This is a genomic window from Elusimicrobiota bacterium (genome assembly GCA_028718185.1).
Classification (GTDB): domain Bacteria; phylum Elusimicrobiota; class UBA8919; order UBA8919; family UBA8919; genus JAQUMH01.
The window spans coordinates 187,487-201,114 of sequence record JAQUMH010000003.1; the positions used below are offsets into that span (position 1 = coordinate 187,487).

Here is a 13,628-nt window from a genome sequence, read left to right on the forward strand (position 1 = left end):
TTTAGATGGGTAAGTTTATGAAAAAGAATCTATTGTTAGTATTAACGATTTTATTCATTTTGGGTTGTGGAAAAGATGAAAAAAAATCAAATCTTATATTAGATACTTCTCCAATATCCAATCTTTCGCCAGTTGGTACTATATCATGTTATAGCGGTAAGATAAATAATGGTTCATCGATGATTCCACATAGTTCAATTAGTGGGGTGCTAAACTATGGATTTGGGCTTGAATCAGACATTTATATAAAAAGTATTGAAATCTCTACTACTGGAACAGAATGGATTAAAGTAGTTGAAGGACCAATAGAAGTAAAAGTGAAAGATGGAGAGATAGTAAAAATTGGTAGTTCAATAATTATTCCAGAAGGAAAATATGAGGGATTAAGGCTTATTTTAGAACCAGAAGTTAAGTTTCTAGAAATTAAATGGGCTGAAGACAATTCAACTCATCAGAATGAAATATTACTTAATAAATTGCCATCATTAATAAGGTTAGGAGAAGGTGGAACTAAAAATTGGAGAGGATTGGCTACAGTATCAGATACCATATTATTTACATCTTCAAATGGTTATTTGATTCCATTTGATATAGAAAAAGGTAAAGAAACATTTTTGGTTTTTGATATTAGCACATTCTGTGAGGGTGGTAATGTTACCGCCATTACAGATTGGCAAATTAATATTGTTACACGTGCCACTCGGTTTTTGTATTGAGGTGTGTTTAAATGAATAAGTTTATGAAAAAGAATCTATTGTTAATATTAACAGTATTACTTCTTCTTAGTTGTGGTAAAAATGAAAAGAAGACAGATTTAATATTGGGTACTTCCTCTTTGTCTAATCTTGCACCTATCGGTAAGATTTCATTTTATAGTGGTAAAGTAAGCAATGGTTCTGCAACTATACGATATAGTCAAAATGCTAAATATTCAACAAGTGGGCCAGCTATAGAGTCATATATTTATATTAAGAGTATAGAAATATCTACTACGGGAGAAGAATGGATTAAGATAGTTGAAGGACCTATAGAAGTAAGAGTAAAAGATGGCGAAACAATAAGGATAAGCACTTCTACATCGATTCCAATTGGTGAGTATCATGGAGTTAGACTTATTATTAATCCAGAAATCAAATTTTCAGTGGTAAAATGGGAGGAAGCACCTAATCAACAAGTTACAGTAACGTTAAATAAACTTCCAACGATTATGCGGATAAATAGAGGTGGGTCATATAATAATATAGTTGTGACTGATACAATTATGCTTACTTCTGCAAATGGTTTTTTGGTACCATTTAACATAGAAGAAAACAAAGAAACATTCTTCATATTTGAGTTTAATGTTAACTGGGTTGGGGATAATATTGATAATATAAGTGATTGGGAACTTAATATTGCTGCCCGTGCCACTCGGTTTTTGTATTGAGGTGTGTTTAAATGAATAAGTTTATGAAAAAGTATTTTGTATTATTTTGGGTTTTAGTTTGTTTGGTGTCGTTAGGGTTTTCAGAACCAATTATGACAGAAGAATCTAAATGTTTAACTAAGAACAACCTTGAAGTTGGGTTGGGGTTAAGTTATGGAGTGGACTCTTGGGAATGGGTCGGAACCTGGACAGGGGATAATAAAGTATCAGCAACTGTGGTTCAAATACCTGTTAGATACGGGTTGTCGGATAAATTACAGTTAAATTTGAGCATTCCATACAGGTCGTGGGCATCAGAAATAGAAGTTGGAAGTGCAAAAAGTAATACTAATGAATCAGGACTTGGGCAGATTAGCATTGGCGGTAAATATGGTGTTTCTGAAAATATAGCAGTAGGTCTTGATATCCAAACACCGACAGCAGATATAGACAAATCACTAGGAGAAGGAACAAATGTCGGATTGCTTTTAATAGCATCTACTAAATTTAAGACTTTGAACATTTCAGGGAATGCCGAGTATCTGTTAAAGATGAAATATGAAGATGATAATGATACGAAGTATGATCCAGCAGACCTTATAATTGTAAGAGCAGCAGTAGAATATCCAATAAATGCACTTTCCCTTATAGGTGAAGTACAGGGACAATTCTTTGGGAAATCTAAAACTACCCTTGATGGTGGTACGGAAACAGATGTGGCTGATTCTAATGGTTCCACACTTGATTTTCTTGTTGGCAGTCAATACTTAAAAGACCCGTTAAAACTCAAACTTGGTGTTAAATTTGCAGTAGGAGATGAGTCCTTAAGAGGTGGTGTATATCCATTTTATGATTCCTGGGATTGGAAAGTTATTCTTTCCGGTTCTTATAAAATAGGGTTGTAATATGAGATTGTTAAAAACAAACAATCTCTGATTGCACAGATTATGAAATGCGATTACATAGATTCTATATAGAATCTTAATTGATGAAAAATAATAGGGCAGGCAAGCCTGCCCCTACATGTATTGTAAGGGTAATTATTAAAGCCAACATATAGTTGGTTTTATTTTTTTATGAAAAGTAAAAATTTCAATTGACTTTTACTCACTTGTTTTATAAAATAGCATTCTTATATATAGTTTAAGAAGTCCGTGGTTTGTGGATTAAACTATTAACAATGTCCGCCACTACTTTTTTGGCGGACCTGCCGATAAATCAGTGGCAGGAACTATGAGCTTGTTTAGATATTAGAGTTTGTTTTAACAAGGGGGTTTTTAATCAATGAGAGTTCTTATTACAGGTATTACTGGTTTTGCGGGAAGTCATCTGGCGGAATTTTTGCTTTCAAAAAACTATGAAGTTCATGGGATTGAAAGGTGGAGAAGTGATACGGCAAATATTGAATTATTTAAAAATAAGGTTGTTCTTCATGAATGCGATATAAGGGATTTTCATTCAGTTAGTAGCGTAATGGAGAAGGTAAAACCGGAAAAAATATTTCATCTCGCTGCGCAATCGTTCGTCCCGTCTTCATGGGGCGCACCTTCAGAAACGATATCAACAAATGTAATAGGAGAGTTGAATATTTTTGAAGCAGTAAGAGAGTTAAAAATTAATCCATGGATTCAGATTGCGTGTTCTTCTGAAGAATACGGTATGGTTCATGAAAATGAAGTCCCTATAAAGGAAACTAATCCTCTCCGGCCGCTTTCCCCATATGCAGTTTCAAAAGTGGCACAGGATTTGTTGGGTTACCAATACAATCAGAGCTATAAGCTCAATATAGTAAGAACTCGTGCATTCAATCACGAGGGTCCCCGTCGTGGAGAAGTTTTTGTAACCAGTAATTTTGCCAAGCAAATAGCAGATATAGAAAAGAAGAAAAACCCGCCGGTAATATATGTCGGTAATTTAGAGGCTCGCAGGGATTACACGGATGTCAGGGATACTGTCCGGGCATACTGGCTTGCAACAGAGAAATGTATTGCTGGTGAAGTTTATAATATTTGTTCCGGCAGGGACTGGAAAATAAAGGATATGCTTAGTTATTTATTAAGTTTATCAAAAGTTAAAGTCGAAATCAAACAGGATCCTGCAAGGATGAGACCGTCTGACGTTCAGATTTTGTTAGGTGATAACACGAAATTTGTAAAACAAACCGGCTGGAAGATAGAAATACCTTTTGAAAAAACACTGGAAGATTTACTTAATTACTGGCGGGAGAGGGTATAAAGAACGCGAATAAACTCGAATTGAAATGCAACGCAAATATTCGCAAATATTCGCGAGTATCAGCGTTTGATTAGCGATAATTCGCGTGTGAGCGGAGCGAACGATATGAAAGCATTAGTTTTAGCAGGTGGTAAGGGGACGCGATTAAGACCAATTACGCATACTTCGGCAAAACAGCTTGTTCCGGTGGCGAACAAGCCGATACTTTTCTATGGAATTGAAGCAATAGCAGAAAGCGGGATAAAAGAAGTAGGAATAATAGTTGGAGACACTAAAAATGAAATAAAAACTGCTGTTGGTGATGGAAGCAAATTCGGAGTTAAGGTTACTTACATAGAACAGTCTGCCCCGCTTGGTCTTGCGCATGCGGTAAAAACTGCACAGGATTTTCTAAAAGAAGATGAGTTCGTAATGTATCTTGGTGATAATTTAATCAGGGACGGTATCAAAACGTTCGTTGATGAGTTTAAAAAGAAAAAACCGAACTCGCAGATTTTACTTGCAAAGGTTCCTAATCCGCAACAGTTTGGTGTTGCAGAACTAAAGGATGGTAAAGTTGTAAATCTTGTTGAAAAACCGAAACAGCCGAAAAGCGATTTAGCGTTAGTCGGTGTTTATATGTTTGATAAAAATATTTTTGAGGCAGTTGATAACATAAAACCATCATGGAGAGGAGAATTGGAAATTACTGACGCTATACAGTATCTCGTGTCAAAGAAATTTGTAGTTATACCGCACGTAATTAATGGCTGGTGGAAGGATACGGGAAAACTCGAAGATATGCTTGAAGCAAATCGGATTATTTTGGATACTCTTGAAGCATCAAATTTAGGTAAAATTGAAAATTCAAGAATTGAAGGTAAAGTTGTAATTCAAAAAGATGCGGAGGTTATAAATTCAACAGTAAGGGGACCGGTTATTATTGGTGAAAACTGTAAAATAATCAATTCTTACATAGGTCCTTTTACATCTGTTTATTTTAATACCGTTGTTGAAAATAGCGAAATTGAGCATTCAATAATTTTGGAAAATTCAAAAATAAAAGATGTGAAGAAGATAGAAGATTCTTTAATAGGTCAAAACGTAGAAATTTTGAAATCGGAAAAGAAACCAACCGCTTATAGGATTATGGTTGGTGATTCCTCAAGGGTTGAAATAATATGATAAAAAATGTTTTGCTGAAAGAATTAACAATTCACAAGGATGAACGTGGAGCACTTTTTGAAATACTTCGCAGTGATTGGCCGGATTTTAAAAAGTTCGGGCAGGCATATATTACTGTATGTAAAACTGGCTGGGTTAAAGGATGGCATTATCATAAAATCCAAACAGATAATTTTTGTGTTGTAAAAGGCAAGGCTAGAATTGTTCTAATTGACTCTAAAAAAAAGGAATTTATGGAATTTGAGCTTTCAGAAAAGAAACCGGCGTTATTAACAATCCCGCCAAAGGTCATTCACGGGTTTGAATGCATTTCAAAAGGTGAGAGTTGGATTATGAATATTCCAACCGAAATTTATAGATATAAAAAGCCGGATGAATACCGTATTCAGTTGGATGATCCGACAATACCGTATAATCCGTGGAAAAAGAAAAAAGGCTGGTAGGGAAAACAGGTAAAGATAAGTAGTAAGTAAATTACTCCAAAATCTTGAATCTTGAATCTTAGATCTTAATTTGGTATTTATATGAAAATTTTAGTTACAGGCGGAGCCGGTTTTATAGGCAGCAATTTTATATTATATATTTTGAAAAAATATAAAAATTATAAAATTGTAAATTTAGATAAACTGACATATGCGGGTAATATAAAAAATCTTGCTTCTGTTGCAAATAACACAAGGTATAAATTTATAAAAGGAGATATTTGTAATAAGAAACTGGTAAATTCAGTAATGAAAGATGTTGACGCAGTGGTGCACTTTGCTGCTGAAAGTCATGTTGACAGGAGTATCCTGCATGCAGATGATTTTATAAAAACAAATGTTGTTGGGACACAGATTTTGCTGGATTCTGCATTAAGAAACGGTAACAAAAGGTTTCATTATGTTTCAACTGATGAGGTTTTTGGAGAACTGGGTAAGACAGGAAAATTCAACGAAAATACTTCTTATAGTCCTCGTTCTCCTTACTCTGCATCAAAGGCTGCAGCTGACCATATTGTTCGTGCTTATTTTTATACTTTCGGACTTCCTGTAACAATATCCAATTGTTCAAACAACTATGGTCCGTATCAGTTTCCTGAAAAGCTTATTCCTTTGTTTATTACAAATTTGATTGAAGGTAAAAAAGTTCCTGTATATGGTAAAGGTATGAATATCCGTGATTGGATTCATGTTGAAGACCACAATGAAGGTGTGGATTTAATTTTACATAAAGGGAAAATCGGTGAAACTTATTGTCTTGGCGGAAATGCGGAAATTAAAAATATCGACATAACAAAAATGATTTTGAAAGAGTTTGGCAAAGGTTCTGAAATGATGGAATTTGTTGTTGACAGGAAAGGTCACGATTTCAGATATGCAATCGATTTTGCAAAAATAAAAAAAGAACTTGGTTGGTATCCCAGACATACATTTGAAAAAGGTTTAAAAGAAACAATAAAATGGTACAAAGATAATAAGAATTGGTGGCGCCCGTTAAAGAAAAAAATTATTAAAAATATTACTAAAAAACAATAGAAGTTTTTAATCTGTGAAATTGCAGTAAAAATATATAGATAGTACAAAGGATGTGTCGCGATGTCATTGCGAGTGTAAGCGAAGCAATCTCAAGAAATGTAGTCTGTCGAAGACGGAATTGCCACGAGCCAATAAATTGGCTCTCGCAATGACAAATTGTGGGTTATGACACAATCTCTAAACTATTACAGAAATCTGTTCAGTTCTGTGTCAGTTCAGTGTGTTTGCGGAGCAAACAATGAAGATTATAATTACCGGTTGTGGAATGCTTGGTTATGATTTATGTAGAATTTTTAACGAAGATGAACTCTTTGCTATTGACATAAAAGAACCTAATTTCCAATTTCCAGTTTCCAGTTTCCATCTCTGTGACATTACCGATTTTGAAAAAACATATAATACCATAACAAAAATAAATCCTGATATTGTAATTCATACCGCTGCTTGGACTGATGTTGATGGTGCAGAAAGCAAGCCGGATGCAGCTTACAGGTTAAATGTATTAGGGACAAGGAATATTGCGCTTGCCTGCCAAAGATTTGATACTGCAATGGTTTATATATCTACTGATTATGTTTTTGATGGCGAAAAAAAAGAACCATATATTGAGTTTGACAAAACTAATCCTTTATCTATATATGGTAAATCAAAATATTTTGGTGAGGTTATCATTCAGCAGCTGCTGAATAAATATTTTATTGTTCGTTCTTCATGGCTTTTCGGAAAAAACGGCAAGAATTTTGTAAAAACAGTTTTAAATTTAGCTAAAGAGAAAAAAGAAATAAAAATTGTGAATGATCAAATTGGCTCCCCGACATATACAAAAGATTTAGCAGAATCTATTAAACAGCTTATAACTATGAACTATGAACGCTCAACTGGCCTTTATGGGACATACCATATTACAAATTCCGAAAGCTGCAGTTGGTATGATTTTGCTAAGGAGATAATAAGACAGTCCGGGGTCCGAGGTCCGAGGTCCGAAGTCAAAATAAAACCTATAACGACTGAGGAATTAAATCGTCCTGCTAAAAGACCTAAGGCATCAATACTTAAAAATTTTATGTGGGAACTAAATGGTTTTGAGCCTGTAAGAAGTTGGAAAGAAGCGTTAAAAAGCTATTTGGAAGAAATATAAATTTGTGTAATAGAAAATCCAATCAATAATATAACTTCTATCTTTGTAGATTATGTCATTATTGTAGTTGTCGTAGACCCTTGGCGTGCTATATGTTAGTTGAGGTGAATGGAGCGAATAAAAATATGAAATTAGCGGTAATTGGAACTGGTTATGTTGGACTTACGACCGGTGTGTGTTTTGCAGAGATCGGACATACCGTGATATGTGTTGATAATGATAAAAATAAAATATCATCACTGAAGAAAAACAAAATTCCTATTTTTGAACCGGGACTTGAAGAGATTTTAAAGAAAAATATAAAAAATAAAAAAATATCGTTCACAACAAACATTAGGGATGCGGTGAGAAAATCGGAGGCAATATTCATTTGCGTGGGAACACCGTCCCGTGAAGACGGTTCTGCTGATTTATCATATATAGAGGATGTCGCATCTGAAATAGCCAGAAATATGGATAGCTATAAACTTATAGTTGAAAAATCTACAGTACCGGTTGAAACAGGCGAAAAAGTTGAGATGACCATAAAAAGAAATCTTAAAAAGAACGTTTCATTTGACGTTGCTTCAAATCCGGAATTTTTAAGAGAAGGTTCTGCTGTGCATGATACCTTTAATCCGGACAGGGTAGTTATAGGAGTATCGTCAAAGAAGGCAGAAAATATATTAAAAGAAATTTATAAACCGCTGAATGCAAAAATTTTGGTTACTGATATAAAAAGTGCTGAAATTATTAAACATGCATCTAATTCATTTCTTGCAACAAAAATATCTTTTATAAATGCGGTTGCAAATGTTTGTGAAAGATGCGGTGCGGATATAGAAAAAGTTGCTGAAGGAATGGGGTTAGATAAAAGAATCGGCAAATCATTTTTAAATGCAGGAACCGGTTTTGGCGGATTTTGTTTTCCGAAAGACCTTGAAGCATTCTTTTGGATTTCCAAAAAACTTGGATATGATTTTGAATTATTAAAAAATGTTAAAGTAATAAATGAGAAACAAAAACAAAATTTGATTAAAAAAATAGAGGATGCTTTGTGGGTTATTAAAGGTAAAACAATCGGTATTTTGGGTCTCGCATTTAAGCCAAATACAGATGATATGCGTTTTGCTCCGTCAATTGATATAATAAATATGCTTCAGAACGAAGGTGCAAAAATTAAAGCATATGACCCGCAGGCAGGAGAAAAAGCAAAAGAAGTTCTAAAAAATGTTATATATTGTAAAAACCCGTATGATGTTGCAAAAAACTCCGACTGTCTTGTAATTATGACAGAATGGGATGAGATAAGAAATGTTGATTTAGAAAAAATAAAGAAACTCTTGAAACACCCTATAATTATTGATGGAAGAAATGTTTTTGAACCGGAAACAATGAGAAAATTAGGTTTTATATATAAAAGTATTGGGAGATAGATTTAAAATTAAAATATTGAAAGATTAAAAGATTGAAGAGTTACATTCATATGAAAATTTTAATTACTGGCGGATCTGGTTTTGTAGGAAGTCACTTATGCGACAGATTTATAAATGATGGACATCATGTTGTCTGCATAGACAACCTTTTAACTGGTTCTCTGAAAAATATAGCACATCTTAGGAAGACAAAAAAATTTAAATTTGTGAAACACGATGTAACTAAATTTATAAAAATTAATGGTTCAATAGATGCTATCCTTCACTTTGCATCTCCGGCAAGCCCAATCGATTACGAAAAGCTTCCAATACAGACACTAAAAGTCGGTTCTCTAGGTACTCATAATGTATTAGGACTTGCAAGAGAAAAAAAAGCAAAATTTTTACTTGCTTCAACTTCTGAAGTTTATGGTGATCCGCTTGTTCATCCTCAGAGAGAAGATTATTGGGGAAATGTTAATCCAATAGGTCCGCGTGGTGTTTATGATGAGGCAAAGAGGTTTGCTGAAGCAATTACAATGGCATACCACAGAGTTCATAAGATTGATACAAAAATTATTAGAATTTTTAATACCTTTGGCGAAAGAATGCGACTAAATGATGGAAGAGTTGTACCTAATTTCATATCAGAAGCGTTGAGGGGAAAACCTTTAACGATTTACGGGACTGGCGAACAAACGAGAAGCTTTTGCTATGTATCCGATATGGTTGAGGGTATATGCAGGTTATTAAATTCATCGCAAAATGAACCGGTAAATATTGGTAACCCTGATGAATATTCAATTTTAGAATTTGCAAAAATTATATTAAAACTAACAGGTTCAAAAAGCAAAATAGTTTTTAGAAAACTTCCGATTGATGATCCTAAGGTTAGACAACCTAATATTTCAAAAGCAAAAAAAATATTAAAATGGTATCCAAAAGTATTTTTGGAAGAAGGGCTTGAAAGGACAATAAAATGGTTTCAAAAAAAAGTTTAGTTTTAGTTACCGGAGGGGCTGGTTTTATCGGTTCGCATATTGTTGACGAGCTTTTAGTGAGAGATTATAAGGTTCGTATAATTGACAATTTTTGTACAGGTCGTTTAGAAAATATAAAACATATATTTAATAAAATTGAACTTATTAAAGGAGATATCAGGGACGAAAAGATAGTTAGAAAAGCAATGAAAGGCATTGATTTCGTTTTTCACGAAGCTGCTTTGCGTTCAGTCCCGCGTTCTATTGATGATCCTGTTTCAACTAATGATGTAAATATTGCAGGAACACTTAATCTGTTGGTTGCAGCGAAAAATGAAAAGGTTAAGAGATTTATTTATGCATCTTCGTCGTCGGCCTATGGGGATACAAAAGAACTTCCGAAAAGAGAAACTCAGAAACCTCAGCCGGTCTCCCCATATGCCGTCTCAAAATTAACCGGTGAGTATTATTGTCAGGTTTTTTCAAAAATATTCGGGCTTGAAACTGTTTCATTACGTTATTTCAATGTATTTGGTCCCCGCCAGGACCCGGAATCAAAATATGCGGTTGTAGTCCCGTTATTTATTTATTGCGGACTTAAAAATAAGCCGTTTGAAATTCATAGTGATGGGAAACAATCGCGGGATTTTACATATATTGATAATGTTGTTAACGCAAATATATTATCAATGACTGCTAAGAACATATCAGGATCCGGGGGAGTTTTTAATATTGCCTGTAATAGTAAACATTCAATCTTAGAAATTGCCAATACCATATCAAAAATTACAAGAATAAAACCAAAGTTTATTTTTAAACCAAAACGGGTAGGTGATGTGAGGCATACACTTGCTGATATATCATTGGCAAAAAAGTATTTGGGTTATAAACCGTCCGTAAATTTTGAAGAAGGTATGGAAAAAACAATAGATTATTTTCGGGAGTTTTATGGATATTAAAGAGAAAATAAAAAAAAGAAAAGCTATTGTATCTGTTATAGGATTAGGATATGTCGGGCTTCCGCTTGCAATTGAGTTTGCTAAGGAAGGTTTTCGTACAATCGGGCTCGATGTCGATAAAAGAAAGGTGGCGTTATTGAAAAATAAAAAGAGTTACATAAAACATATCCCGTCAGAAACAATAAAAAGTATAAAAGATTTTGAATCATCTACAGATTTTTCAAAATTGAAAGTTTGTGATTGCATTATTATATGTGTACCTACCCCGTTAACAGTTATGAAGGAACCGGACATGAGTTTTATCGTTAACACGACAGAAGTAATTTCAAAATATTTAAAGAAAGGACAGCTGATTGTTCTTGAAAGCACAACATATCCGGGTACCACAGATGAAGTTGTAAAGCCGATATTAGAAAAAGATGGACTTAAAGCTGGCAAAGATTTTCATCTTGCATTTTCTCCTGAAAGAGAGGATCCCGGTAACAAAAAATATACAACAAAAACAATTCCAAAAGTTGTTGGTGGCATAAATGTAATATCAACCGAAATTGCGTCACTTTTGTATGGCAGTGTGATAAATAAAGTCATACCTGTCTCCTCTACAAAAGTGGCTGAATCAACGAAAATGTTGGAAAATACCTTTAGGGCTGTTAACATTGCTCTGATAAATGAACTTAAAATTTTATTTGATAAAATGGGTTTTGATGTTTGGGAAGTAATAAAAGCATCAGAGACTAAACCGTTTGGTTTTATGCCTTTTTATCCGGGACCTGGTTGGGGTGGGCATTGTATTCCAATTGACCCTTTTTATCTTTCCTGGAAGGCAAAACAATATAATTTTCAGGCAAAGTTTATTGAACTTGCCGGAGAAGTCAATACTAAAATGCCGGAATATGTCATTGAAAAATTGCAAGATGCCTTAAACGAAAAAGGTATTGCTTTGAAAAATTCAAAAATACTGATATTAGGTATGGCGTATAAAAAAGACTCAGATGATATACGAGAATCGCCTTCACTAGAACTTACTGAAATTTTAGAGAAAAAAGGTGTAATAGTTTCTTATAACGACCCGTACATTAACAAAATACCAAAAATGCGTCACCACAAAATTGAAAAAGCATCTGTTAAGCTAACAGCTGAAAATATTAAAAAATATGACGCTGTTTTGATTGCAACCGATCATTCCTGTTATGACCACGATTTTATATTGAAAAATTCCAAATTGATTATTGATACGAGAAATGCGATAAAACAAAAAAATAAAAAAGTTATTAAAGCATAATAAACGCGAATTATCACGAATTTTGTAACATCTCACGAATTATAGCACGAATAATCTAACTTGATTTATTCGTGTAGTATTTGTGATATTTGTCGTTATTCGTGTGCATTCGTGTATTATGAACATATCAAAAATAAGTGAAACAGTTATTAATTTTTTCTTTCCAAATATTTGTGTTGTTTGTGGAGAAGATGCAAATAAAGTGAATCCATTCGTTTGTCAAACCTGCCTTGATAAAATTGAATATATAAAATTCCCATATTGTTTAACCTGTTTTCAACCTCTTCCCGATGGTGGTGCTCACTGTTGGCAGTGCCGTAAAACAAAATATCATTTTGATAAAATAATTACTGTTGGTAAATATTGCAGTATATTAAGAGAACTAATATTAAAATTTAAAGAAAAAGATTTTTTAAAAGTAGTATTAGGGAATCTGCTGTTAGATACAATAAAAAAGAACATAGATGTAAATCTGATTGATTATTTTATTTCTGTTCCGTTGAGCACAAAAAGAGAGTTTGAGCGTGGTTACAATCAATCACAGCTTCTGGTAGAGTTTATTTCGAATAAATTAAACAAAGAAGTTATTAAGAAAAATTTAATAAGAATAAAAGATACAAAACCTCAGTTTGAACTTTCCCGTGCAGAACGGCTCGTCAACTTAAAAGATGTATTTATCGTGAAAGAACCGGCATTGTTAAAAGAAAAGAATATAGTACTTGTTGATGATATTGTAACCACGTGTTCCACTTTTGAAGAATGTTCAAAGGTTTTAAAACGTACAGGGGTAAGAAAAGTTTACGGTTTAGCCCTAGCCCGTGACTGAATCTACAAATATTTATAATTTCACCCGCCAGCAGTCATTCTGACCCCGACGTTTCTTCGGGGGAAGAATCTCGCCTTTAAAGTCACAAAAATATTTTTCATAAAAGTAGAAAAAGGCTTGACATTTACATTCATTTTTATATAATGTTCATAAATTGAACAAAGAGGTAAAAATGGGTGCCGCTATATCGGAAAAAGAGTTCGCTGTAATTTCAGAACTTTCAAATAATCATTCACCGAACCAAAGGATAATTGCCTGGAAACTGGGCATATCGCTTGGACTTACCAATCTTATAATTAACCGGTTAGCAAGAACAGGTTATATCAAAATAAAACAGCTTAATCATCGCAACATACAATATTTTTTAACACCAAAGGGATTTTCAGAAAAAGCAAAGAAATCATATAACTATACGCTTAAAACCATCAGTGTTTTGAAACTTATCCGTGAAAAAATCCAAAGCTTAGTTATGGAAAGATATAAGTCCGGGGCTAAAAACTTTTTAATAGTAGGTGATAACGAATTAGCAGATTTAACAGAAATAGCCATAAAAAAACTTTCTATACCGGATGTTAAATATTCCCGTGCAGTTAAAATTGAGAAGATTGCTAATAATACAGTTATATTTTACACAGTAAAAAATAAAACTACAGAAAACTCTGTAGATTTGATTTCACATCTTGCTAATTCGGGATTAAATGTTTAAATCCGACGTTTCTTGAATTTTA

Annotated in this window: 14 protein-coding genes; all 14 read left to right on the forward strand. The window is 33.6% G+C overall.

Annotation, left to right across the window (positions count from 1 at the left end):
• Positions 1-17: 17 nt before the first annotated feature.
• The 14 genes from PHE88_06435 (at position 18) to PHE88_06500 (ending at position 13,606) form a co-directional block, all read left to right on the forward strand.
• Complete coding sequence (locus PHE88_06435) at positions 18-716, forward strand: hypothetical protein (protein MDD5687450.1); 699 nt, start codon at positions 18-20, stop codon at positions 714-716.
• An 11-nt stretch (positions 717-727) separates the two neighbouring features.
• Positions 728-1,426, forward strand: a complete 699-nt coding sequence (locus PHE88_06440; protein MDD5687451.1) for a hypothetical protein — start codon at positions 728-730, stop codon at positions 1,424-1,426.
• Between the two features lie 11 nt (positions 1,427-1,437).
• Entirely contained in the window at positions 1,438-2,310 is an 873-nt protein-coding gene (locus tag PHE88_06445) for a transporter (GenBank protein ID MDD5687452.1), read from the forward strand.
• Positions 2,311-2,689: 379 nt separating this feature from the next.
• Positions 2,690-3,640 (forward strand): GDP-mannose 4,6-dehydratase, encoded by a 951-nt coding sequence (locus tag PHE88_06450; protein MDD5687453.1) that lies wholly within the window; start codon positions 2,690-2,692, stop codon positions 3,638-3,640.
• 105 nt (positions 3,641-3,745) lie between these two features.
• Positions 3,746-4,804: a glucose-1-phosphate thymidylyltransferase gene (locus PHE88_06455; GenBank protein ID MDD5687454.1), complete on the forward strand. Its 1,059-nt coding sequence runs from the start codon at positions 3,746-3,748 to the stop codon at positions 4,802-4,804.
• Positions 4,801-5,247: a dTDP-4-dehydrorhamnose 3,5-epimerase family protein gene (locus PHE88_06460; GenBank protein ID MDD5687455.1), complete on the forward strand. Its 447-nt coding sequence runs from the start codon at positions 4,801-4,803 to the stop codon at positions 5,245-5,247. Before PHE88_06455 ends, PHE88_06460 begins: the two co-directional genes overlap by 4 nt.
• Before the next feature lie 81 nt (positions 5,248-5,328).
• The gene (gene rfbB / locus PHE88_06465) at positions 5,329-6,321 is read left to right on the forward strand and encodes a dTDP-glucose 4,6-dehydratase (protein MDD5687456.1); all 993 of its coding nucleotides are present in this window, start codon (positions 5,329-5,331) and stop codon (positions 6,319-6,321) included.
• 238 nt (positions 6,322-6,559) lie between these two features.
• Complete coding sequence (gene rfbD / locus PHE88_06470; protein ID MDD5687457.1) at positions 6,560-7,459, forward strand: dTDP-4-dehydrorhamnose reductase; 900 nt, start codon at positions 6,560-6,562, stop codon at positions 7,457-7,459.
• A gap of 125 nt (positions 7,460-7,584) precedes the next feature.
• Positions 7,585-8,874, forward strand: coding sequence for a UDP-glucose/GDP-mannose dehydrogenase family protein (locus PHE88_06475; GenBank protein MDD5687458.1), 1,290 nt, complete (start codon positions 7,585-7,587; stop codon positions 8,872-8,874).
• A gap of 50 nt (positions 8,875-8,924) precedes the next feature.
• The gene (locus PHE88_06480; GenBank protein ID MDD5687459.1) at positions 8,925-9,854 is read left to right on the forward strand and encodes an SDR family oxidoreductase; all 930 of its coding nucleotides are present in this window, start codon (positions 8,925-8,927) and stop codon (positions 9,852-9,854) included.
• Complete coding sequence (locus PHE88_06485) at positions 9,833-10,792, forward strand: SDR family oxidoreductase (protein ID MDD5687460.1); 960 nt, start codon at positions 9,833-9,835, stop codon at positions 10,790-10,792. Before PHE88_06480 ends, PHE88_06485 begins: the two co-directional genes overlap by 22 nt.
• Positions 10,782-12,074: a nucleotide sugar dehydrogenase gene (locus PHE88_06490; protein MDD5687461.1), complete on the forward strand. Its 1,293-nt coding sequence runs from the start codon at positions 10,782-10,784 to the stop codon at positions 12,072-12,074. Before PHE88_06485 ends, PHE88_06490 begins: the two co-directional genes overlap by 11 nt.
• 118 nt (positions 12,075-12,192) lie before the next feature.
• A complete protein-coding gene (locus tag PHE88_06495) occupies positions 12,193-12,900 on the forward strand; it encodes a ComF family protein (protein MDD5687462.1) in 708 nt (235 codons plus the stop codon).
• A 172-nt stretch (positions 12,901-13,072) separates the two neighbouring features.
• Positions 13,073-13,606: a winged helix-turn-helix transcriptional regulator gene (locus PHE88_06500; protein ID MDD5687463.1), complete on the forward strand. Its 534-nt coding sequence runs from the start codon at positions 13,073-13,075 to the stop codon at positions 13,604-13,606.
• The last annotated feature ends 22 nt before the right edge of the window (positions 13,607-13,628 follow it).